Genomic DNA, 24,787 nt, shown 5'->3' with positions numbered 1-24,787 from the left:
AATGCAAGATAAAACATTAATTGGAAGTGAAGAATGGTGTTCGTTCCCACAATTAGGAATTCCCGCGATAAAAGCACGAGTAGATTCAGGAGCTAAAACATCCGCATTACATGCTATTGATATCAAAGTATTTGATAAGAATGGTGAAGATTGGCTAAAATTTGATATTAATCCAATCCAAAATAATTCAAAATCTATTATTCATTGTGAAGCACAATTAGTCGATCAACGAATCATAAAAAGCTCTAATGGAACCAGAGAAAAGCGATATGTAATTCGAACAGAAGTAGGTTTGGGAAATCATAACTGGCAAGTTGAGGTTACACTTACTAATAGAGATTCAATGGGTTTCAGAATGTTACTAGGAAGAGAAGCAATGGTGGGAAGATTGATAGTTGACCCTGAAAAAAAGTTTGAATTAGGTCAACCCACATCAGAAAGCTTAAAAGAATATTATTATAATGAACCTGAGAAAAAAGGGTTAAAAATAGGTCTATTAGCGAGTAATCCAGAGTTGTATAGTAACCGAAGAATTATTGAAGCCGGAGAAATGCGTGGACACGAAATGCATTTTTTGAACATCAAATATTGTTATATGAAATTAAGTGCATCTAATCCTGAAATTCACTATCGTGGTGGTTTGGTTTTAAAAGATTTTGATGCCATAATTCCTCGTATTCGACCAAGTATGACCTATTACGGTTGTGCACTTACCAGGCAATTTGAAGCGCTAAAAGTATATGTTTTAAACAATGCAGCTGCCATAACACAATCAAGAGACAAACTTTTTTCATTACAATTGTTATTAAACAACGAAGTAGATATCCCAACAACGGGTTTTGCAAATTCTCCATTAGATACAGATGATTTAATAAAAATGGTAGGAGGTTCACCATTAATTGTGAAATTATTAGAAGGAACACAAGGAAAAGGTGTCGTTTTGGCAGAAACTAAAAAAGCAGCCGAATCCGTTATTAATGCATTTAAAAGTTTGAATGCCAATATTTTAGTACAAGAATTCATTAAGGAGGCTAATGGAAAAGATTTACGTTTGTTTGTAGTAGACGGAAAAGTGGTAGCAGCCATGCAAAGAGAGGCGGCTCCAGGAGAATTTCGTGCAAATATTCATTTGGGCGGATCGGCCTCAATTGTAAAAGTTACTCCTGATGAAAAAAGAATTGCAATCAAAGCTGCTAAAGCAATGAATTTAAAAGTGGCTGGAGTAGATATTATTCGTTCAACAAAAGGACCTCTATTATTAGAGGTGAATTCATCTCCAGGACTTGAAGGAATTGAAGGTGCCACTCAAAAAGATATTGCAGGAGAAATGATAAAAGCTATTGAAAAAAACTTTAAGTAAAATATGCAAAATAATTTCAAAAAACTGTTATTAATTATTATAGCTTGCAGTTTTGTTGTTGCCTTTGGTGCTTTTTTTAAAATAATGGAATGGCCAGGTGCGACTTTAATTTTTAATATTGGTGTAGTGTTAGAAGTTATTTTTGGAGCTACAGTACTAATTTATCTTCTAAAAAATAAAAATAAATAATGGCGTTGGAATACAAATCCTCTTGCGAGAAATGCAATATTTCGTTGTATATGCAATCAGAAGCTTGCATATGCAGTTATGAATGTACATTTTGTGAATCTTGCGCTGTAGAAATGGCTGATATCTGTCCAAATTGCCAAGGAGAATTAGTCAAAAGACCGAAACGAAATATGAATTAGTTTATTTCCACTTGAAAACTCTTCAAGAAATGAATTGATTTTTCAATGTCATAATGTAAAATTCTATCTTCTGTAACTAAAGGCACTTCTTCACGATAGGTTTTTATAAACATTTCAATGAAATCACTTGATTTTAAAGGCCTTCTAAATTCGATAGCTTGTGAAGCATTAAATAATTCAATGGCTAAAATGCGTTCTAAATTTTCAACAATTTTCAGCGTTTTTGTAGCTGCATTTGCCCCCATACTTACATGATCTTCTTGTCCATTGCTGGATACAATACTGTCGATACTTGCAGGCGTTGCTAATTGTTTGTTCTGACTAACAATGCTTGCCGCGGTATATTGCGGAATCATAAATCCAGAATTTAATCCCGGATTACTTACTAAAAACGCAGGTAATTCTCTTAATCCAGAAATTAATTGGTAGGTTCTTCTTTCCGAAATACTTCCCAATTCTGCTAAAGCAATACCTAAATAATCTAAAGCCATTGCTAAGGGTTGTCCATGAAAATTTCCACCAGAAATAATTTCATCTTCACTTACAAAAATATTTGGATTGTCTGTGACCGAATTAATTTCGGTAGTAAATACTTTTTTTACATGGTCAATTACATCTTTTGACGCACCATGAACTTGCGGAATACATCTAAAAGAATACGGATCTTGCACATGTTTTTTGGGTTGTGCAATAATTTCACTATCTTCTAATAATTCTAACATATGCGCTGCGGTTGCTATCTGCCCATTATGTGGTCGTACTAAATGAATTAATTCGTTAAAAGGCTCTTTCCTTCCATCAAATCCTTCTAAAGAAACTGCGGATACAATATTTGCTAAATGCGCTAATTTATCGGCTTGAATTAAATTATACACGCCATAAGCGCTCATAAATTGTGTTCCGTTTAATAATGCCAAGCCTTCTTTTGATTTTAATGTAATGGGAGATAAGTTCAATTTTTCTAACACTTTATGTGCGGGTTGACGAAATCCATCGTAATATACTTCTCCTTCGTTAATTAAGGGTAAACATAAATGAGCTAATGGTGATAAATCGCCACTTGCTCCTAATGAGCCTTGTGTAAAAACAATTGGTAAAATATCATGATTATAAAAATCAATTAATCTATTAACGGTTTCTAATTGCACACCGGAATGTCCGTAACTCAAAGATTGAATTTTTAACAACAACATGATCTTTACAATCTCGTGCGGTACTTCGTCACCGGTACCACAAGCGTGCGATTTCATTAAATTTTCTTGAAGTTTGGTTAAATTTTCTGTCGAAATTTTTATATTATATAACGAGCCAAAACCAGTGTTAATTCCGTAAATAGCTGTATCGTTAGAAACCATTTTTTCATCTAAATACGTTCTGCATCGTTCTATTTTTGAGATAGCTTCTTCTGAAAGGGCTATTTTTTTTCCTTCAAAAATAATTTCTCTAACTTTTTCTATAGTAAGTACGGATGAATCTATGTAATGCATTTTATTTTGTTTTAGCTGTCAAAATTCTACAAACAAATTCTAAAATGCAACATTTTTAAATACTATTTTTTATTAAATCAATAGTTATTCACTTTGATTTCTTGTAAATTGATATTATTTAAAATAAAAATAATTAAAAATTATCATTTTCATAAAAATACTTTAAACCTTTTTTTCATACTTATAAAGAATTATATTTGGAAAATATGATAAAGAAAAATAAACTAAAATCTTCGCTTTTTAAAAGGCATTTCATTGATTGATATTTTAGATAGTTGTACAAATGTCATATCGTTTGGGCATAACTTTACATATTATTATGATTTATAAATATTTAGTTGAAAGATTGAATTTTGTGTATATATGAAAATTCTAAAAAAAATGATTATAAAAAATCCTAACCTATGATAACATTAAAATTTGGAGGAACATCTGTTGCCAATGCCCAAAATATTGAGCTTGTATTAGAAATTATCACTAAAAAAGCCTCAGATAATAATTTAGTCGTAATAATTTCTGCCTTCAGTGGTGTTACAGATATGTTAATTACTGCTTCAAATACTGCTTCAAATAAAGACGAATCATATAAAAATTTGTTAGCAGAAATTAAGCAAAAACATATTGATGTAATTTATAATTTAATTGAAAATCAAAAACAAAATCAATTATATAATTTTTTAGACATTCAAATTAATCAATTACAAACCTTACTTGATGGATGTTTTCTTTTAGGTGAATTATCTGCAAGAACTGCTGATACAATTGCTAGTTTTGGCGAATTGTTATCTTCTCAAATTGTTGCCGCCGCCGTTCAACAAATTATTCCAAATACTAATTTTAAAGATAGTAGGGAAATAATAAAAACCAATTCAAATTTTGGAAAAGCCTCTGTAAATTTTAATATAACAAATAGTAATATTCAATTTTTTTTAGAAAAAAACACTTTTAATGTTGTTGTTGTTCCTGGTTTCATAGCTTCAGATGAAGAGGGAAATACGACAACCTTGGGAAGGGGAGGATCAGATTATACGGCGGCAATAATTGCCAATGGTACAGCATCTAAATCGTTAGAAATTTGGACCGATGTAAATGGAATGTTTACAGCAAATCCGAAAATTGTAAAAGAAGCACAATCCATACAATCAATTTCTTATCAAGAAGCTATGGAATTATCACATTTTGGGGCTAAAGTGTTATATCCGCCAACTATTCAACCTGTTTTGCAAGCTCAAATTCCTATTTGGATTAAAAATACGTTTAATCCCGATGCTTTAGGAACTTATATTTCAAATAAAAATTTGGTGTCAAGCAATCCTATAAGAGGAATTTCTCATATAGATAAAATTACGCTCTTAACCATTGAAGGATCTGGAATGATTGGTGTTTCAGGTTCTTCTAAACGAATTTTTGAAGTACTTTCACAGCAAAATATTAATGTAATTTTTATAACACAAGCTTCTTCCGAACATTCAATTTGTATCGGAATTCAAAACCAAGTTGCTGCTATAGCTAAAAAAGCAATTGAATTTGAATTTGAAATAGAAATTTTTCAAAATAAAATTAATCCGTGCATCGTTGAAAACGATTTATGCATAGTGGCTTTAGTAGGTGAAAACATGAAAAATCATCAAGGTTTAAGCGGTAAAATGTTTAGCACTTTAGGTAAAAATAATGTAAACATAAGAGCTATAGCTCAGGGTGCTTCCGAAAGAAATATTTCGGTTGTAATAAATGAAAAAGATGTTAAAAAAGCACTAAATACATTACACGAAAGATTTTTTGAAGAAAACACCAAACAATTAAATTTATTTGTAATGGGTGTAGGAAATGTCGGCGAAAAATTTATTGAACAAATTTATCAACAAAAGAAATTTTTAAAAGAAAATTTAAAAATAAATCTAAGAGTAATTGCCTTATCAAATTCAAGAAAAATGGTTTTTGATGAAGATGGAATTAATTTAAAAGATTCGAAAATTAGACTTGACAACGGCGAAAACGCATCAATCTCTAAATTTATTTCTAAAGTACAGGAACTTAATTTACGTAATAGTATTTTTGTAGATATAACGGCAAATTATGATGTTGCGTCCATTTATGACCAATTTTTAAAACTAAGTATTGCTGTGGTTACTTGTAATAAAATTGCATGTTCCTCAAAATTTGAAAATTATAAATACCTTAAATCAATATCTAGAAAATTTAATGCTCCGTTCTTGTTTGAAACTAATGTAGGTGCTGGATTACCAATTATTGACACACTTAAACATTTAATACATTCGGGTGATAAAGTACATAAAATAAATGCTGTATTATCGGGTAGTTTAAACTTCATTTTTAATAATTTTAGTGAAACCTATAATTTTCATGATGTTGTAAAAGAAGCAGGAGTGCAAGGCTTTACCGAACCCGATCCAAAAATTGATTTAAGTGGTGTTGATGTTGCTAGAAAAATACTAATTTTAATACGTGAAAGTGGTTACGAAATGGAAATAGAACAAATTGAAAATCATTGTTTTTTACCAAAAGAATGTATGGAAACCAATAATAACGAAGATTTTTTTAAGTCCTTAATTAAAAACGCCACTCATTTTGAACAACTCTTATCCGAAGCAAAAAGTAAAGACGCTCGTTTAAAATTTGTAGCTTCTTTTGATAAAGGAAAAGCATCTGTAGGTTTGAGGTTTATCCCAAAAGAAAGTCCATTTTATAATTTAGAAGGAAAAGATAATATAGTAGAGTTTTTTACCGACAGATATACGGATCAGCCTTTAATAATAAAAGGAGCAGGAGCAGGAGCAGCCGTAACCGCATCAGGAATTTTTGCTGATGTTATCCGTGTCGGAAATGTATAATTTAGTTTAAAGTTAACATTATTAAGATCCAAAGTAAAAACTATCCTATAAATTAAAATATTTGACTTTAAGGTTTTTAAACGGTATGACTAGTATTAAAATATTTTGCCCAGCAACTATTGCCAATCTTAATTGTGGTTTTGATGTATTGGGGCTATGCCTTGAAAGTATTGGCGATGAAATAATTATCAGGAAATCTGTAAATAAGTGTGTTAAAATAACAAATATTGTAGGCGCAAATTTACCTTTTGAAATTGAGAATAATGTTGCTGGAGTTGCGGCTTTAGCTATTTTTGAAGAAGCAAATAAACGAGTTGCTTTTGAACACGGGTTTGAAATTGAAATATTCAAAAAAATAAAAGCAGGTAGTGGTATAGGAAGCTCATCCGCAAGCGCTGCAGGAGCTGTTTTTGGAATAAATGAATTATTAGGCAAACCTTTTTCAAAAATCGAATTAGTCAAATTTGCTATGAAAGGCGAAGTGGTAGCTAGTGGCAGTGAACATGCCGATAATGTAGCACCTTGCCTACTTGGCGGTTTTACGTTAGTAAGAGGTTACAATCCGTTAGATGTGATAAAAATTGAAAGCCCTTCTGAACTATACGCAGTTGTTTTGCATCCACATATTGAAGTTAAAACGGCTGATGCCCGTTCGGTTTTACAACCCATGATTTCACTTCAGAATGCCATAATTCAAACAGGAAATATAGGTGGGTTAGTAGCAGGTTTGTTTATGTCTGATTATGAGTTAATAAGCAGGTCTCTACACGACGTAATAATAGAGCCTTTAAGAAAACATTTAATACCTAATTTTGACGAAGTGAAAGATGTTGCATTAAAAAATGGAGCATTAGGTGCTGGAATTTCAGGTGCAGGACCATCAATATTTGCTCTTTGCAAAGGAAAAGAAAGTGCTCAAAAAATTGCTTTAAGCATGGAAAATATGTATCAAAACACAGAAATTAATTTTGATATACACATTTCGAAAATAAACCCAAAAGGTGTAGAAGTAATTTCAATTAACGAATTATAAGTTTTTATAATTTAATTTTGTCAAATGAAGTATTATAGTTTAAACAATAAGAATAGTAAAGTTTCTTTTCAAGAAGCCGTTATAAAAGGTATTTCGCCAGACAAAGGCTTATATTTTCCTGAAAAAATTACAACATTACCACCATCTTTTTTTGATGAAATTGAAAATATAACCAACCAACAAATTGCTTTTTTGGTAATAAAGCAATTTGTTGGCGATGATATTCCTGAAAATGAATTAAAAAAAATTATTAACGAAACCTTAACTTTCGATTTTCCTTTAGTGGAAATAGAAAAAAACTGTTATTCATTAGAGTTATTTCATGGTCCAACTATGGCTTTTAAAGACGTTGGTGCACGATTTATGTCTAGATGTTTAGCTTATTTTAATAGAAATAGTTTAAATACAAACACAGTTTTAGTAGCCACTTCTGGCGATACAGGCGGTGCTGTGGCTAGCGGATTTTTGGGAGTTAATGGCGTTGAGGTTGTTATTTTATATCCTTCAGGAAAAGTGAGTAATTTTCAGGAAAAACAACTAACTACTTTAGGACAAAATATTACGGCTTTGGAAGTTGATGGTGTTTTTGACGATTGCCAAGAAATGGTTAAACAAGCGTTTTTAGATAAAGAGTTAAAGCATAACAATTTAACCTCCGCAAATTCTATAAATATTGCGCGTTGGTTGCCACAAATGTTTTATTTTTTCTTTGCTTATAAAACTTTAAAAAAACAGAACAAACCATTTGTTATTTCCTGTCCGAGTGGAAATTTCGGAAACATTTGTGCCGGAATTTTAGCTAAAAAATTAGGTTTGCCTATTTTACATTTTGTAGCTTCAACCAATGCAAACGATACCGTTCCTAGGTTTTTGAAAAACGGAATTTATGCTGCAAAAAATTCAATTGCAACCATTTCTAACGCTATGGATGTTGGAAACCCTAGTAATTTTATACGTATACAAGAAATGTATAACAATGATTTAAATGCGTTAAAAAAAGATTTTTCTTCCTATTCATTTACAGATGAAGAAACAAAAAAAGCCATAAAAAACATTTATTTACAAACAGGTTATATAGCAGAACCACATGGCGCAGTGGGTTTTTTGGGTTTGAAAAAAGAACTTGAAATCCTGCCAAACGCAGTGGGCGTATTTCTAGAAACGGCACATCCAATTAAGTTCTTAGATGAGGTTGAACCTATTTTAAATATAAAATTAGAAGTTTCGCCTCAAATTGAAAGTGTTTTAGGTAAAGAAAAAGTAAGTATAAAAATTAAAAATTATACTGATTTGAAATCTTTTTTGGTGCAAAAAATATAATATTTTATACCATTTTATAATCCTGTTAGAAGTTAAAATTTATTATCGTAATACTTGAATTTATAATTTTTATGCTACATATGGTATAAATAATTTAAACAGATAGAAGCAAAAGGCTTCAAATTAATAAATTTTTCAATACATTAGCAACTTAAAATTTTATAAAATCGCACAATGAAAAATACAGCATTAACAGCTATTCACGAAAGTTTAGGGGCAAAAATGGTTCCGTTTGCAGGTTACAATATGCCTGTTCAATATGAAGGAGTAAACGTAGAACACGAAACGGTAAGAACTGGAGTTGGGGTTTTTGATGTATCGCACATGGGAGAATTTTTCTTGAAAGGTGAACATGCATTGGCTTTAATTCAGAAAGTTACTTCTAATGATGCCTCTAAATTAGCGGATGGAAAAGCCCAATATTCTTGTTTACCAAATAATGAAGGTGGAATTGTTGATGATTTAATCATATACAAAATTGTAGATGAACATTATATGTTAGTTGTAAATGCGTCTAATATCGAGAAAGATTGGAATTGGATTTCTAAACATAATGATTTAGGAGTAGAGATGCAAAATCTTTCAGATGACTATTCGCTATTGGCTATTCAAGGACCAAAAGCTGCTGAAGCGATGCAAAGTTTAACTTCAATTGATCTAGTAAATATGGGATATTACACGTTTCAAATTGGTGAATTTGCTGGAAAACAAAATGTAATTGTTTCTGCTACAGGTTATACGGGTTCAGGAGGATTTGAAATTTATTTTAAAAATGAAGATGCCACCACTATTTGGGCAAAAGTTTTTGAAGCAGGAGCGGCATTCGGAATTAAACCAATTGGTTTAGCCGCTCGCGATACCTTACGCTTGGAAATGGGATTCTGTTTATACGGAAACGATATTAATGACACCACTTCTCCGTTAGAAGCTGGTTTGGGTTGGATTACTAAATTTGAAAAAGAATTTACGAATTCAGAAAACTTAAAAAAACAAAAAGAAGCCGGTGTTACTAAGAAATTAGTTGGTTTTGAAATGATTGATAGAGGCATTCCACGTCACGATTATGAAATTGCAGACGCTAATGGAAATGTTGTAGGAATTGTAACTTCTGGAACACAATCGCCAAGTCTTGGTATTGCTATAGGAATGGGATATGTTCCAACAGCATTAGCCACACCAGATTCTGAAATTTATATTAGAATTAGAAATAAAGACATTAAAGCTAAAGTTACTAAATTGCCATTTTTAAAGAAATAATTTTTTTGAATAAATAATTTTTATATATTTGAAAAAATTTTAAAAAACTAAATTAAAAATTATGAAAAAAGTATTATTAGTAGCTGCTTTTGCAGTTTCATTACTAGGTTATTCTCAATCGAATAGCGAAGGAACAATTCACATTAATTTATTAGGAGGTTTTGCTTTTGGTGGAAACGTAACTGATAAAGCTACTGTTGAAAATATTTCTGTTGAACAAAAATCCAATTTTGCTTCTGGGACTTATGGTTTAAATGTTCATTATGGTTTAAATGATAAAATAAGTGTAGGACTTGGTTTAACAACTGGTGCTTACCTTTTAACTCCAGAAAATTTACTATCTGAAGAAAGTATTGGCGCAACGACAACAATGTCTTTATTTAATATTGGTGCTCAATCAAGATATTATATTCTAAATGATGACGATTTAAATATTTATGGAGGAGTAAATGTTGGTTTTGCTTCTGCAACTGATAAATTTGTAGGTTTTGATGTAACAACTGATTCGTTCAAAGCATCAGGTTTATCATACGGACTTAATATTGGTTTAAACTATTATTATTGGGATAAAGTTGGAGCAAATATTCAATTAGGATATGATGGAGCTGGTTTATCTGGAGATTATAAAACTGAAGGTGAATCTTTTAAAGTTAAAAGAAGTATTGGTGGAATTAATTTTATGGCAGGTTTAGCTATCAAAATTAACTAGTATTTACACTGCATTAAAATATTAAAGACATCCTTCAGGGGTGTCTTTTTTTATGTAATACATAAAGTATAGAAATATTTATCGAAAATTTATTTGTACAAAAAAAACCTGCTAAGTAGCAGGTTTTTTTGTCTTCATAACTGTTACAATTAGTTCTTGTGAAGCTTCCTCTAAATCCATAAAAATATTATCACCTTCGTGAATTTTAGAAGTTATTATTTCTTCGGCAAGTGCATCTTCCACATATTTTTGGATGGCTCTTTTTAATGGTCGTGCTCCAAATTGTTTATCAAAACCTTTCTCTGCAATAAAATTTTTAGCTTTTTCAGAGATAGTGAAAGTATATCCTAAGTCTTTAATTCTAAAAATTAGTTTTTCCATTTCAATATCGATAATTTTATCAATATCGTGTTTTTCTAAACTATTGAATACAATTACATCATCGATACGGTTTAAAAATTCAGGAGCAAAAGCTTTTTTCAAGGCATTTTCTATTACTGATTTGCTGTATTCATCTGCTTGAGCTGTTTTTGCAGCCGTTCCAAAACCAACACCTTGACCGAAATCTTTTAATTGACGCGCACCAATATTGGATGTCATGATGATTATAGTATTTCTAAAATCGATTTTTCTACCCAAACTATCTGTTAAAAAACCATCGTCTAATACTTGTAACATCATATTAAAAACATCTGGATGGGCTTTTTCTATTTCGTCTAACAAGACAACCGCATAAGGTTTTCTTCTAATTTTTTCGGTTAACTGACCGCCTTCTTCATATCCTACATATCCTGGAGGTGCTCCAACTAAACGTGAAATAGCAAATTTTTCCATGTATTCACTCATGTCGATACGAATTAATGCCTCTTCTGAGTCAAATAATTCTTTGGCTAACACTTTTGCTAATTGCGTTTTTCCTACGCCTGTAGAGCCTAAAAATATAAATGAACCAATTGGTTTATTAGGATCTTTTAAACCCGCTCTATTTCTTTGAATGGATTTGGCTATTTTTTGTACCGCTTCATCTTGTCCAATTACTTTTCCTTTTATTAGTTCCGGTAGTTTAGCTAATTTATTGGTTTCAGTTTGCGCAATTCTATTTACAGGTATTCCAGTCATCATAGACACCACATCAGCAACTTTGTCTTCCGTTACTTCTACACGATTTAATTTAGCGTCGTCTTCCCATTTTTCTTGCGCAATAGCTAACTCTTTTTCAATTTTCTTTTCATCATCACGTAATTTGGCAGCTTCTTCAAATTTTTGTTTTTTAACTACGGAATTTTTCAATTCGCGAACTTCTTCTAATTGTTTTTCCAGCTCTAAAATTTGTTTTGGTACTTCAATATTAGTAATGTGCACACGAGAACCTGCCTCGTCTAAAGCATCGATTGCTTTATCGGGTAAAAAACGGTCTGTCATATAGCGGCTAGTAAGCTTTACACAAGCTTCAATTGCTTCAGGTGTATATCTTACGTTATGATGGTCTTCGTATTTTCCTTTAATATTATTCAAAATTAGTATGGTTTCATCAACGGTTGTTGGCTCTACAATTACTTTTTGAAAACGTCGTTCTAATGCGCCATCTTTTTCAATGTATTGTCGGTATTCGTCTAAAGTTGTAGCACCCACACATTGGATTTCTCCTCTTGCTAAAGCGGGTTTAAACATGTTACTTGCATCAAGCGAACCTGTAGCGCCGCCAGCTCCAACAATAGTATGAATTTCATCTATAAATAGAATAATATCATCATTTTTTTCTAGCTCATTCATTACCGCTTTCATGCGTTCTTCAAATTGACCGCGATATTTCGTACCAGCAACCAATGATGCTAAATCCAGGGTTACAACGCGTTTATTAAATAATATACGTGAAACTTTTTTCTTAACAATCATAATAGCCAAACCTTCCGCAATTGCAGATTTACCAACTCCAGGTTCTCCAATTAATAGTGGGTTGTTTTTCTTTCTACGACTCAAAATTTGAGAAACGCGTTCAATTTCTTTTTCTCGACCTACAACGGGGTCTAATTTACCCTCTTCCGCCATTTCTGTTAAATCTCTACCGAAATTATCTAAAACAGGTGTTTTCGACTTTTTCGTAGTTTTATTTCCGCTATTACTTATTGGATTTGGCATGTCTTCTTTATAATTTTCTTCTCCAGAATCAAAATTTTCAGCTCTTGGTGTTTCTTTAAAAATATCTTCATTTTCGTTAGAATTCAGGCTCATATATATATCTTTTACATTATCATAATTAATTTTTAACTTGTTCAGTAACTTAGTTGTAGGGTCGTTTTCATTTTTTAGCATACATAACAGTAATAATGCCGTGCTAATTGATGTGGTATTGAAAACTTTTGCTTCTAAAAAAGTATATTTTAATGCTCTTTCTGCTTGACGGGTTAAGTGTAAGTTTTTTTTATCGTTTGTTGACAGTCCATTCGGGTTAGCTGGACTTAAAATCTCTACTTTTTTTCTAAGTAAATCAAAGTTAATATTTAAAAAATTTAAAATATCAATTGCACTTCCATTTCCATCTCTAAGCATACCTAAAATTAGGTGCTCAGTACCAATAAAATCATGCCCTAAACGTAAGGCTTCTTCTTTACTGAATTGTATAACATCTTTAACTCTTGGCGAAAAATTATCTTCCATAAAATCTTTAAACTATTTAAAACGTGAGCACAATATTATGAATTTTTTATAGGTACTATGCATACTGCTAATTGACAAAAAAAAAACGAGAAATAAAAGCAAATTACCTATTTATTTATTAAATTTTTTTTCAATTATTGTTGATAAGTATTTTGATTTTTTTAAAAACTATACTTTTAAAAAAGTTAAAAAATCGTATATTGGCACGTCTAAAAAAACGAGTAAAAATTAAATAAATACCTATGACTGACGGAGAAAAGTTAATACCTATTAATATTGAAGATGAAATGAAGTCAGCCTACATCGATTATTCGATGTCGGTTATTGTATCAAGAGCATTACCAGATGTAAGAGACGGTTTAAAACCGGTTCACAGAAGAGTATTATTTGGTATGTATGAATTAGGAGTTTTTTCTAATAGAGCTCATAAAAAATCCGCAAGAATTGTAGGAGAAGTTTTGGGTAAATATCACCCACACGGCGATACTTCAGTATATGATGCTATGGTTCGTATGGCGCAAGAATGGAGTTTACGTTATTTGATGGTTGATGGGCAAGGTAACTTTGGTTCGGTAGATGGTGATAGTCCTGCAGCAATGCGTTACACGGAAGCTAGAATGCGAAAAATATCTGAAGAAATGTTAGCAGATATTGACAAAGAAACGGTTGATTTTCAGTTAAATTTTGATGATACTTTAGAAGAGCCTAAAGTGTTGCCTACAAAAGTCCCTACATTGTTAATAAATGGCGCTTCAGGTATTGCAGTAGGTATGGCTACCAATATGGCGCCACATAATTTATCAGAAGTAATTGATGGAACGTTAGCTTACATTGATAACAACGAAATAGAAATTGATGAGTTAATCAAATATATAAAAGCACCCGATTTTCCAACCGGAGGAACTATTTATGGTTATGAAGGGGTAAAAGAAGCTTTTAAAACAGGTAGAGGTCGTATTGTTATGCGAGCGAAAACGATGTTTGAAGAAGTAAATGGTAAGGAATCTATTATTGTAACAGAAATTCCATACCAAGTTAATAAAGCCGATATGATTAAGAAAACGGCTGATTTGGTTAACGAGAAAAAAATAGAAGGGATCTCTACTATTCGTGATGAATCGGATAGAACAGGTATGCGTATTGTTTATGAATTAAAACGTGATGCTGTTCCAAATGTTGTTTTAAATACTTTATATAAATTCACACAATTACAATCTTCTTTCAGTGTAAATAATATAGCATTGGTTAACGGAAGACCACAAATGTTAAATCTAAAAGATTTAATTCATTATTTTGTAGAACACCGTCATGAAGTTGTAGTTAGACGCGCGCAATATGATTTAAGAAAAGCAGAAGAAAGAGCGCATATTTTAGAAGGTTTAATTATTGCATCAGATAATATTGATGAGGTAATTAAAATTATTAGAGGTTCAAAAGACGGAGAAGAAGCAAGAGCAAGATTAATTGAACGATTTAAATTATCGGAATTACAAGCTCGAGCAATTGTTGAAATGAGACTACGTCAATTAACTGGTTTAGAGCAAGATAAGTTAAGAGCAGAATATGATGAAATCATGAAATTAATTACTAGCTTGAAAGAATTATTGGCTAGTAAAGAATTAAGAATGCAAGTGATTAAAGATGAATTAGCAGAAATCAAAGAGAAATATGGAGATGCACGTCGTTCATTAATTGAGTATTCGGGTGGTGATGTTAGTATTGAAGATTTAATTGCCGATGAAAATGTAGTAGTAACTATTTCACATGCAGGTTACATTAAACGTACTTCATTAACAGAATACAAAACTCAAAATAGAGGAGGCGTAGGTCAAAAATCTGCAGGAACTAGAGATCAAGATTTCTTAGAACATTTATTTGTGGCTACAAATCACCAATATTTATTATTCTTTACTCAAAAAGGAAAATGTTTCTGGATGCGTGTGTACGAGATTCCTGAAGGAACAAAAGCAAGTAAAGGAAGAGCAATTCAGAACATAATAAATATTGAACCAGACGATAAAGTAGCTGCGTATATTTGTACACAAGACTTAAAAGACCAGGATTATATTAAGAGTCATAACTTAATTATGGTAACCAAGCAAGGACAGGTGAAGAAAACATCTTTAGAGAAGTATTCAAAACCACGTGTAAACGGTGTTGCTGCCATTACTATTAAAGAAGGGGATGAATTATTAGGTGCGAAATTAACTAATGGTGAAAGTCAAGTCTTAATTGCAGGAAAATCTGGTAAAATGGTTCGTTTTGAAGAAGCTAAAACCCGTCCAATGGGAAGAACGGCTTCAGGCGTTAGAGGAATTACTTTGAAAGATGATGCGGATGAAGTTATTGGAATTGTAACTGTTAATAAAGACGATATTAATGATACACAAATTTTAGTTGTAACTGAAAATGGATACGGAAAACGTACCAAATTAGTTGATGACGACGGTGAAGATGTATATAGAATTACAAATCGTGGTGGTAAAGGTGTGAAAACCTTAAATATTACTGAAAAAACGGGTTCATTAATTGCAATCAATAACGTAACGGATGATGATGATTTAATGATTATCAACAAATCAGGTTTAACGATTCGTATGATGGTTTCTGACCTACGCGTTATGGGTAGAGCTACTCAAGGTGTAAGATTAATCAATATTAAAGGAACGGATTCTATTGCAGCGGTAACAAAAGTGTTACGTGAGGATGAAGAAGTAGTGGAATTAGATGAAGATGGAAATCCGATAGAAGCATTGGAAACTGAATCATCTGAAGAAGATACATCAGAAAATAATAACTCAGAGGTTGAACCAGACCAAAACGAAGAATAGGAATACTTTTAAAGCCCAATTCGTTGGGCTTTTTTTTAAAACTAAAAATGTATAAAATGAAAAAAATTGTATTAGGAGTTTTATTAGTAGTAACAACAGTTACTAATGCTCAAAAAGACGAATTAAAAACATTAAAAAAAATGTATGATAAAGAACAATTGTCTGCTGATGATTTTTCTAAATACAAAGAAACCGTTTTAAAATTAGAGGCCGTTGCCAAAACCGAAGAAGATAAAGTAGCAGCAGGTTTTTATAAAGCCATGCAGCCTATAGTCGAAATGTCACCTAGGAGTACACATCCTACACTGATGATGATTCAGAAATTATTTGCACCTGAAATATTTACATCTATTGTAGAAGGAATGCGCAAAACTCTCGAATTTGAATCAAAACAAGAGAAAAAGGTATTTACGGATGATATCAAAAACACAATTGATATTTTTAAACCAATTTTTAAACAAGTGGCATTTGATTTAAATGATTTAAAAAAGTATAAAGAAGCATCAAAAGCGTTTTATTATACATTCCAATTTGATCCTGCTGATGTAGCTAATTTAGAAAATGCTGCTATCACAGCTATGCAAGGTCAAGATTATATATCTGCTGAAAAATATTTCAGAGAAATTAATTCTATTGGTTTCAATGGTGTTGGTTTGCAAAAATTTGCTGCAAAACCTGAAAATGTTGCTAAAAATATTTTTGCTTTGTCTTTTTTTAATAAAAATGATGAACAAGCAAAAATTGATTTTATAGAAGCAATAAAATTAAATCCTGAAGATCTACAGATACAAATGGATCATGCCGCAATTTATTATAGAAATAATGATATTGTAACGTATCAAAAATTAATTGAAGGTATTTTAGAAAAAGATCCTAATAATGCACAATTACAATATAACGTAGGTTATCTGCTATTAAACGATGATACTAAAATTGTAGAAGAAATTAATGCTAATTTAAAAAATACAAAAAAATATGATGAATTAAACGCAAAAAGAAAAGCCATGTTTTTAAAAGCATTACCATATTTTGAGCGTGCCCATCAATTAGATGTAGCAAATGAAGATACTAAAACAACTTTAAGATTGTGTTATGAAACTTTAGGAAGGAAAGATAAAGCTGCTTCTGTTAAATAATAAAAATCCCCAATGAAAATTGGGGATTTTTTTGTTTTGTTTTTATTCTTTAAAAACCATATCAATACACATTACTGCAGCAAGTAGTAAAGGACGAATTGAGCTATCTGCGGCCACATCTGTAATATTTATTACATAATTATCAGCGCTAGTAAAAAATTCTTTTCCTAAGCCTGCCCATTTTTTAGAAACAGTAGCCAATTCTTTATTTTCTTTATTAAACTTAAAATCCCATCCTGTCCATTTTCCTTGTAGTGTACATAAATGTTTGTCTTGATGGTCGTGTACTTCAAATCGGCCACCAAATGAAAAGAATTTCTGTTTAAAAACACCAATTTTTCTTCCTTTACCATCAAAAACATCAATATCTGAACGAAAAATGGTTACGCCTCTTTTTATTTGAACGGTTAATTCGCCAGACGCGGTTCTAATTTCTATATCAAATGGGGTCATTCTTTTGTAATCTGTAAAACGAAATAGTTTTGTAAAAAAGCCCAAATTTGGTTCTCTGCATGTTAATACTAATTCATTGTTTTCAGGATTAAAAATATCAAAGTTATTTGATGCTTTAAACATTCCAATTTGTTCTTTTACAAGAAAAACATTTTGGTTAAAAATTGGATTCATAATTATTTTTTTAGTGTTAATTTATAAATTTTTGATTCTAAAATTTCTGTATCATTATCTTCGCATAGTAAAAAATGAATTTCTGTATCGTTGTTTTCATATACCGTAATTCCTTCAAATTTTTGAGTATTTGATATAAGTTGCGTTTCTATAATTTCAAATGTATCACTTTTCATTTTACCAACAAGCGAACCTAATACTTCTCCGTCTTCATAAGTAGAAACCGTATCTTCTGCAGTGGCTAAAAAGTAAATAAAATTATCTACTAAAATGGCATCCGTAAAAGTGACTTCAACGTTTTTAATTTTTGGTAATTGTATTGCTACAAAATGTTTTGAAAGGGAAGCATTATCTGGAATAATGAAAATTCCATTTTTGTTGCTTTTTCCATTCCCTCTTTGAAAAAGTAACATGGTTTTATTTACGCAAATTGCGCCTTCTATATTTAGTTCGTCATCTTTTAATTTTGCAAGTTTTCTCAAAAATTCATATAATACTGACAAATCATTTTCTTGTAAAGTATCATTTTCTAAATTCAAAGAAAACATTATATTTCGTTGTTTAGTAGAACCAGAACCAAAAATAAAAATTTGATTTCCAAAATGAGTTAAAGCTTCTAAGTCTAATTTATTTTTTTTGGGAATATTTTCTTGTGGATTTTCTACCAAAGGAAATTTTAGCACTAATTTTTTATCTAAAACATATTGATATAAAAATGTACTATTGTCTGAAATAATAAATAGTACATTTTGATAATATAGTAATCCAGAAGCAGAACCAATACCTTTAATATGATCGAATTCAGTTAAAATAAAATCTTTCATATTATTCAAAACTTTCTATTAGTAATAAATTACCTTTTTCATGAGTGATTGTTATTATTCCGTCTTCGCTAACGTAGTTGCTGCTTCCTGTTCGATGTCCTAATTCTAAAGTTTCATTTTGTAGTTTGTAAAATAAATTATCGGTACATATATTTTCTACTTTCCCTAAAGGAATTAAAGAAATGATGCTGTTTTTTGGATACCATTTTTTATAGGAATTTGGCAACAGAAATACTTTTGAATGGTCATCAAATAAAACAATTTTTAATTGATTTCTATACGATACAAGTGAGGAAAAATTATTTAAAGTATGATCTGCTCTTTTTCCAGTGGCCCAAATTACATTTGCAGCTTTATGACCTTTTAGAATTAAAAAATCGAAAGCTTTTTCCAAATCGGTTTTGTTTTGATCTGGTGCATGAATGATTTCAATTGGATAATGATTTTCTTTATAAAATTGCGCATCGAAATTTCTATCAAAATCTCCTAATAAAACATCTACTTTAATGCCTAATTCCAAAACACGTTCAATAGCTGCGTCTAAAACAATTACTAATGGCGACCATTCTAAAAGTTGTCCTAAAAGTTCATTGTTACAGGCTAAACCATTTGCAATAATTAAAGCGGGTTCTTGGTCGTCGCGAACAATATGATGTGAAGACATATTTTTAGTTTAATAGTTCTGAATTTAAAAATTTAAATGTAAACATTTCGAATTAAAAACTAATATAAATTATTGTACTATATAATTTTTTACTTCAACTTCAGATAATCTAAAATAACCAAGTGGATAATTAGTGTTATTGGTTTGATTGATAATATTACCTCTTACAGTTGCTGGAGGTGTGCTAAATGGCCCATTGCTTAATCCGCCAGAAATACTAATTAGAATGTTCATGAAATTATGGTAGCGTTCAGAAATGCCATGTAGTGTAAATTTAATATTTTGGGCAGGAGCTAAATCTTTATCAATTAGTAATGAGAACATTTGATTTCCATTAGTAAATTCATCGTTAAAAACGCCTAAAAGTGGAAAGGGTCTATATGGTACTTTATATTCTTCTAAATAGAAATTAGATTCTGCACCGTTATCTTGAAAATTAAATTTTAATTCTATTTCATCTCCTGTAATCCCGTTTAAATCTTGTTCTATTGAAGTGATTGCAGGAACTGGATATAATTTGTCTGTGGCAGCATATGTCTGCCCGTTATGAGTCACCGATAGGGTGTAGGTGCCATTTAACACCGGAGTAAAATTAGTACATTTGTAAATTCCAGTTGTGCCATCCTCTGTGAAATTAAATACAGTGTTATTTGAATCAGTTATTCTTACAATTGCTCCATTTACAACTGGTACCGTATTGTTGAAATAATCAGCAGTTGTTGTTATTTTGATAAATTGTTCGTTACCTGGCGTACCTTTTTCCCATTTAATTGAAGCGTCAATAACTAATTTTGGTTCGCTATTATTTAAATCTACGTCAACTACTTCTTCGCAACTGAATAGAAACAAACCAATTGCTAAAATGAAATATTTTATATTATTTTTCATGGTTTTAAAATTTAAAATTATAAGTAACACTTGGTACGATTCCAAAAATAGAAAGCTTTACCGCTTCATTCAGTCCGCTATCTTGATTTTGTCTAAAATTTATAGAGGCGGCATTTTTTCTACCATATAAATTATATATTGAAAAAACCCATTCGCCTTGCCAATTTCGACCTTTATTTTTAGTGGGATTTAAGGTGGCAGAAATATCTATACGATGATAAGCAGGTAAATTATCTTGATTTCTATTTCCATATACGGGAACATTGATGCCTTGGTATTGGTACTGCGCCGTTGGAAAAGTTACCGGTTGCCCTGTTTGATAAGTAAAAATACTGCCAAAACTCCATTTTTGGTTTAATTTATAACTCCCAGTTACATAAATGTTATGGGTTTTATCCCAACCTGTTTTATACCAGTTGCCATTATTTATTCCTGATTCTACTGGTGTTCTTCCAACAGTCTGCTGTTCCGAACGAGAAAGCGTATAAGAAATCCAACCTGAAAGTTTTCCTACGTTTTTCTTGGCCATGATTTCTAATCCATAAGCTCGTGTTTTTCCAGCAAGTAGTACTTGTTCAATTGCTTCGTTAGCTATTAGGTCGGCACCATCTATATAATCTAATCTGTTTTTAACCATTTTGTAAAACGATTCCACTTCTAAAGTATAGTCGCCATTTTTTAAATTTTTAAAATAACCTACAGCAAATTGATCTAAAATTTGAGGTTTTAAAAAATTATCACTTGGTGTCCAAATGTCTAAAGGTGTTGGCGATTGCGTATTCGAAATTAAATGCAAATACTGACTCATTCTATTATAACTTACTTTCACAGATTGGTTGTCGTTAATAGTATAAGCCAAAGCAAGTCGAGGTTCTAAATTGTCAAAGCTGGCAATGGTTTCGTTTTTTCCATAATATTTGGTGTCAATAGGAGTTGCTATTTCGTAAATACCTAAATCCGCATCATAAGTTACGGGTTGGTTATTTGCATATACATTTATAGTTTGTTCGCCTAATCGATAAAACATACTATATCTTAATCCGTAATTTACAGACAATTTATCTGTTAATTTTTGTTCAGCATCGATATAAAAAGCAGGTTCAAAGGCGTGTTTTTTGGCAAGCTGTTTTTCATTTATACTTGAATTTGCATCTATTGGTTCAATTCTTCCTGGATTGAAATCATAATAAATGGCATTTGCTCCATAAAATAATTTAAAACTATCTGATATATAATGTTTAAAATCATATTTGAAGTTGTAGTTTTTAATGCCGCTTTCCCAATTGAAACCTATAAAATCCAACGTTAAACCGTAGTAATAATCGCTGTAAATGAAAGACGCATTTGAAAATAATTTATCATTAAATAAATGATTCCATCTAACATTTAAAACCGAATTTCCATAGGTGTTAATAAATTGGTTGTTTAGACTAAAAACGTCTCTTCCAAAATAACCGGATAAAAACAAGTTGTTATTTTCGTTGAGTTTATAATTTATTTTGGTGTTTAAGTCATAAAAATAAGCTGAATTATTATTATCAGCTAATTTTAAAAACAAATGCGCATAACTGCTTCTTCCTGCTACCAAGAACGATCCTTTATCTTTTACAATTGGCCCTTCGGCTAAAATTCTGCTAGAAATTAAACCAATTCCACCATTCATACCGAATTTTTTACTATTCCCTTCTTTCTGATAAATATCTAAAACAGAAGCCACTCTACCGCCAAATCTTGCAGGAATTCCACCTTTATATAGTTTTAAATCTTTTATGGCATCAGCGTTAAAAACAGAGAAAAATCCAAATAAATGAGAAGAATTATATATAGTAGCTTCATCTAATAATATCAAGTTTTGATCGGCAGCACCACCACGAACGTTAAATCCTGATTGTCCTTCACCCGCATTTGTAACCCCTGGTAAAGTTAAAATCGATTTTATTACGTCTACTTCTCCTAAAATGGCTGGCATTGATTTTATTTGAGAAATAGTTAGTTTGTTGACACTCATTTCGGGCTTTTCAATTTGTAGTTTCTTTGAGTTTCCAGTCACTACAACTTGTTCAATTTCATTTGATTTTTCGTTTAAAAACAAATCTTTTTTGGTATTTGAATCCAATGTAATTTGTTCTGAAAATTCTGAATAACTTAAAGAATTAATACTGATTTTATATTCGCCTTTAGGTAAAGTAATAGAATAAAACCCGTATTCGTTTGTTAATGAAGTGCGAGAGATAGTGCTATTTTGAAAAGAAATTGTAACTCCAATTAAAGTTTCATTAGATTTTTGATCTTTTACTATACCGCTTAACGTCACTTTTTCTTGTGAAAAGGCAATAGCAAAGTGTAAGAAAAATAAGAGTGTTAAAAAGTTATTTTTTTTCATTTTAATTTTTTCAAGGTTTGATGCAAATTTCGCAAAAATATTACAAAGCATCTGTTAAGTTGACGTTAATAAAAAAGGCGACATAAAGAAATTATATCGCCTTTAATTAGTTTGAAAATAAATTTACATTTTATTTATTATTGCATTTAATGTAACACTTGGTCGCATAGCTAGGCTTAACAAATCTTCATTTGGTTGATAATACCCTCCAATTTCTTGTTTTTTACCTTGTGCTTCAATTAATTCGCTGTCAATTTTTGCTTCGTTAGCCGTTAATTCTGTAGCGATAGGAGTAAAGTAGGTTTTCAATTCCGTGTTTTTATCTTGTGCCGCTAATGCTTGTGCCCAATATAAAGCAATGTAAAAGTGAGAACCTCTGTTGTCTAATTGACCGATTTTACGAGCTGGAGATTTATCATTTGCTAAGAATTTTTCTGTTGCTTGATCTAAAGTTTCAGATAAAACCAACGCTTTTTCGTTATTTAGGGTTTGTCCTAAATGCTCTAAAGAAACCCCTAAAGCTAAAATTTCACCTAATGAATCCCAACGTAAGTAGCCTTCGTCAATAAATTGTTCTACGTGTTTTGGTGCAGAACCACCCGCTCCAGTTTCAAATAATCCACCACCGTTCATTAATGGAACAATAGAAAGCATTTTAGCTGAAGTGCCTAGTTCTAAAATAGGAAATAAATCGGTTAAATAGTCTCGTAATACATTTCCTGTAACCGAAATTGTATCTAAACCAGCTTTAATTCTTTCTAAAGTAAATTGTGTCGCATCAACAATGTTTAATATTCTAATGTCTAAACCTGTTGTATCAAATTGTTTTAAGTAGGAAGTAACTTTTTTAATGATTTCTCTATCATGTGCACGTTTATCATCTAACCAAAAAACAGCTGGAGTATTTGATAATCTAGCTCTGTTAACCGCTAATTTTACCCAATCTAAAATTGGCGCATCTTTAGTTTGGCACATTCTAAAAATATCACCAGCTTCTACAGTTTGTTCCATGAAAATTTTTCCATTTCCATCAGTAACTTGAACCGTTCCTGCTTCGCTTAATTGAAATGTTTTATCATGCGAACCATATTCTTCAGCTTTTTGAGCCATTAATCCAACATTAGGAACACTTCCCATTGTTTTTGGATCAAATGCCCCATTTTTCTTACAGAAATCAATTGTTGCTACGTATAATCCAGCATAACATCTGTCTGGGATTAATGCTTTTGTGTCTTGTAATTTTCCTTCTTTATTCCACATTTTTCCTGAAGTTCTAATGAATGCAGGAACAGATGCGTCCACAATTACATCAGATGGAATTTGGAAATTTGTAATACCTTTTTCAGAATTTACCATGGCTACGGCAGGTCCGTTTGCAAAAGCGGCATTTAAATCGGCTTCTACTTCTGCTTGTTTCGGATGTCCAGCAATTTTTGCGTACACATCGCCTAAACCATTTTTAGTGTCAATATTTAATTCTGAAAATAAATCAGCATATTTTGTAAACACAGTGGCAAAGAAAACTTCTACAATTGCGCTAAAAATAATTGGATCAGACACTTTCATCATAGTTGCTTTCAAATGCACAGATAATAAAAGGCCTTTGGCTTTAGCGTCTGCAATTTCTTTCGCAGCAAAAGCTTTTAATGCATTTAAATTAAGTACTGAAGAATCAATAATTTCTCCAGCTTTTAAATTTGCTGGTGCTTTTAAAGTTGTTTTAGTTCCGTTAGCTGCAATAAATTCAATAGCGTATTGCGTGGCTTCTGCTACGGTTACTGATTTTTCGCTTCCGTAGAAATCACCTTGCTCCATGTGAGCAATTTCTGTTTTAGAATCGGCACTCCAAACACCCATGGAATGTGGGTTTGTTTTTGCGAAATTCTTAACAGCTTTTGGTGCACGTCTGTCTGAATTCCCTTCTCGTAAAACAGGATTTACTGCAGAACCAAGTACTTTTGAATATTTTGCTTTTATTTCTTTTTCCGTATCGTTTTGAGGTTCTTCCACAAAATTAGGAATGGCATAACCATGTGATTGTAATTCTGTTATGGCTTCTTTTAATTGAGGAATAGAAGCAGATACGTTAGGTAATTTTATGATATTTGCTTCAGGAGTGGTTGCTAACTGACCTAATTCAGCTAAATTGTCGGCTACTTTTTGGTTGTCTTTTAAATATTCAGGGAAGTTAGATAAAATTCTTCCTGCTAATGAAATATCTCTAGTTTCTACTTCAATATTTGCTGTCTTTGTAAATGCTTTAATTATTGGTAAAAACGAATGAGTGGCCAACATTGGCGCTTCATCTGTTATGGTATAAAAAATTTTTGACATGATTTATATGGTTTTTTTATTTCTAAATTAAGGTTAGCAAATATAAGAAATTTAGA

At 31.3% G+C, this 24,787-nt stretch carries 18 protein-coding genes; 10 read left to right on the top strand and 8 right to left on the bottom strand.

The features are described from left to right. Position 1: 1 nt before the first annotated feature. Genes rimK through ABWP60_RS05315 form a run of 3 tightly spaced genes read left to right on the top strand, consistent with a single transcriptional unit; the run spans position 2 to position 1,728 of the window. The gene (gene rimK, locus ABWP60_RS05325; protein ID WP_353149577.1) at positions 2 to 1,360 is read left to right on the top strand and encodes a 30S ribosomal protein S6--L-glutamate ligase; all 1,359 of its coding nucleotides are present in this window, start codon (positions 2 to 4) and stop codon (positions 1,358 to 1,360) included. A gap of 3 nt (positions 1,361 to 1,363) precedes the next feature. Beyond that, on the top strand, positions 1,364 to 1,549 hold the full coding sequence (locus ABWP60_RS05320) for a GldL-related protein (protein ID WP_353149574.1): 186 nt from the start codon (positions 1,364 to 1,366) through the stop codon (positions 1,547 to 1,549). After that, on the top strand, positions 1,549 to 1,728 hold the full coding sequence (locus ABWP60_RS05315; RefSeq protein ID WP_353149571.1) for a DUF1272 domain-containing protein: 180 nt from the start codon (positions 1,549 to 1,551) through the stop codon (positions 1,726 to 1,728). Before ABWP60_RS05320 ends, ABWP60_RS05315 begins: the two co-directional genes overlap by 1 nt. Here ABWP60_RS05315 and hutH read toward each other — a convergent pair. Beyond that, positions 1,725 to 3,215, bottom strand: coding sequence for a histidine ammonia-lyase (gene hutH / locus ABWP60_RS05310; protein WP_353149568.1), 1,491 nt, complete (start codon positions 3,213 to 3,215; stop codon positions 1,725 to 1,727). The two genes, ABWP60_RS05315 and hutH, sit on opposite strands and share 4 nt — an antisense overlap. Positions 3,216 to 3,619: 404 nt before the next feature. Between hutH and thrA the strand changes: the two genes are divergently transcribed. The 5 genes from thrA to ABWP60_RS05285 all read left to right on the top strand — a co-directional run bounded on the left by thrA (position 3,620) and on the right by ABWP60_RS05285 (position 10,386). Then, entirely contained in the window at positions 3,620 to 6,067 is a 2,448-nt protein-coding gene (thrA, locus tag ABWP60_RS05305) for a bifunctional aspartate kinase/homoserine dehydrogenase I (protein WP_353149566.1), read from the top strand. Positions 6,068 to 6,152: 85 nt separating this feature from the next. Further along, positions 6,153 to 7,100 carry a homoserine kinase gene (locus tag ABWP60_RS05300; protein ID WP_353149563.1) on the top strand — a complete coding sequence of 316 codons (948 nt, stop codon included), beginning with the start codon at positions 6,153 to 6,155 and terminating at the stop codon, positions 7,098 to 7,100. Positions 7,101 to 7,124: 24 nt separating this feature from the next. Next, a complete protein-coding gene (gene thrC / locus ABWP60_RS05295; RefSeq protein ID WP_353149560.1) occupies positions 7,125 to 8,420 on the top strand; it encodes a threonine synthase in 1,296 nt (431 codons plus the stop codon). A 174-nt stretch (positions 8,421 to 8,594) separates the two neighbouring features. Continuing rightward, positions 8,595 to 9,677 (top strand): glycine cleavage system aminomethyltransferase GcvT, encoded by a 1,083-nt coding sequence (gene gcvT, locus ABWP60_RS05290; protein WP_353149557.1) that lies wholly within the window; start codon positions 8,595 to 8,597, stop codon positions 9,675 to 9,677. 61 nt (positions 9,678 to 9,738) lie between these two features. Beyond that, on the top strand, positions 9,739 to 10,386 hold the full coding sequence (locus ABWP60_RS05285) for an outer membrane beta-barrel protein (RefSeq protein ID WP_353149555.1): 648 nt from the start codon (positions 9,739 to 9,741) through the stop codon (positions 10,384 to 10,386). Positions 10,387 to 10,497: 111 nt separating this feature from the next. Here ABWP60_RS05285 and ABWP60_RS05280 read toward each other — a convergent pair whose 3' ends face one another. Beyond that, on the bottom strand, positions 10,498 to 13,044 hold the full coding sequence (locus ABWP60_RS05280) for an ATP-dependent Clp protease ATP-binding subunit (protein ID WP_353149552.1): 2,547 nt from the start codon (positions 13,042 to 13,044) through the stop codon (positions 10,498 to 10,500). Positions 13,045 to 13,286: 242 nt separating this feature from the next. On the opposite strand from ABWP60_RS05280, the gene gyrA reads away from it, so the two are divergent. Both gyrA and ABWP60_RS05270 read left to right on the top strand, forming a co-directional pair. Continuing rightward, positions 13,287 to 15,875, top strand: coding sequence for a DNA gyrase subunit A (gene gyrA / locus ABWP60_RS05275; RefSeq protein WP_353149549.1), 2,589 nt, complete (start codon positions 13,287 to 13,289; stop codon positions 15,873 to 15,875). A 56-nt stretch (positions 15,876 to 15,931) separates the two neighbouring features. Beyond that, positions 15,932 to 17,011 carry a tetratricopeptide repeat protein gene (locus tag ABWP60_RS05270; protein ID WP_353149547.1) on the top strand — a complete coding sequence of 360 codons (1,080 nt, stop codon included), beginning with the start codon at positions 15,932 to 15,934 and terminating at the stop codon, positions 17,009 to 17,011. Positions 17,012 to 17,053: 42 nt separating this feature from the next. Here ABWP60_RS05270 and ABWP60_RS05265 read toward each other — a convergent pair whose 3' ends face one another. The 6 genes from ABWP60_RS05265 to ABWP60_RS05240 form a co-directional block, all read right to left on the bottom strand. After that, positions 17,054 to 17,638 carry an LURP-one-related/scramblase family protein gene (locus ABWP60_RS05265; RefSeq protein WP_353149543.1) on the bottom strand — a complete coding sequence of 195 codons (585 nt, stop codon included), beginning with the start codon at positions 17,636 to 17,638 and terminating at the stop codon, positions 17,054 to 17,056. Positions 17,639 to 17,640: 2 nt separating this feature from the next. After that, a complete protein-coding gene (locus ABWP60_RS05260; protein ID WP_353149540.1) occupies positions 17,641 to 18,462 on the bottom strand; it encodes a DUF6929 family protein in 822 nt (273 codons plus the stop codon). A gap of 1 nt (position 18,463) precedes the next feature. Next, a complete protein-coding gene (locus ABWP60_RS05255) occupies positions 18,464 to 19,126 on the bottom strand; it encodes a thiamine diphosphokinase (protein ID WP_353149537.1) in 663 nt (220 codons plus the stop codon). Positions 19,127 to 19,195: 69 nt separating this feature from the next. Continuing rightward, positions 19,196 to 20,014 (bottom strand): DUF4249 domain-containing protein, encoded by an 819-nt coding sequence (locus ABWP60_RS05250; protein WP_353149534.1) that lies wholly within the window; start codon positions 20,012 to 20,014, stop codon positions 19,196 to 19,198. 4 nt (positions 20,015 to 20,018) lie between these two features. Next, positions 20,019 to 22,397: a TonB-dependent receptor gene (locus tag ABWP60_RS05245; RefSeq protein WP_353149532.1), complete on the bottom strand. Its 2,379-nt coding sequence runs from the start codon at positions 22,395 to 22,397 to the stop codon at positions 20,019 to 20,021. Between the two features lie 123 nt (positions 22,398 to 22,520). Further along, complete coding sequence (locus tag ABWP60_RS05240; protein ID WP_353149529.1) at positions 22,521 to 24,731, bottom strand: NADP-dependent isocitrate dehydrogenase; 2,211 nt, start codon at positions 24,729 to 24,731, stop codon at positions 22,521 to 22,523. Positions 24,732 to 24,787: the final 56 nt, after the last annotated feature.

The sequence above is a fragment of the Flavobacterium sp. genome (assembly GCF_040402895.1).
GTDB lineage: Bacteria > Bacteroidota > Bacteroidia > Flavobacteriales > Flavobacteriaceae > Flavobacterium.
This window is presented reverse-complemented; position numbering and strand designations above follow the sequence as displayed.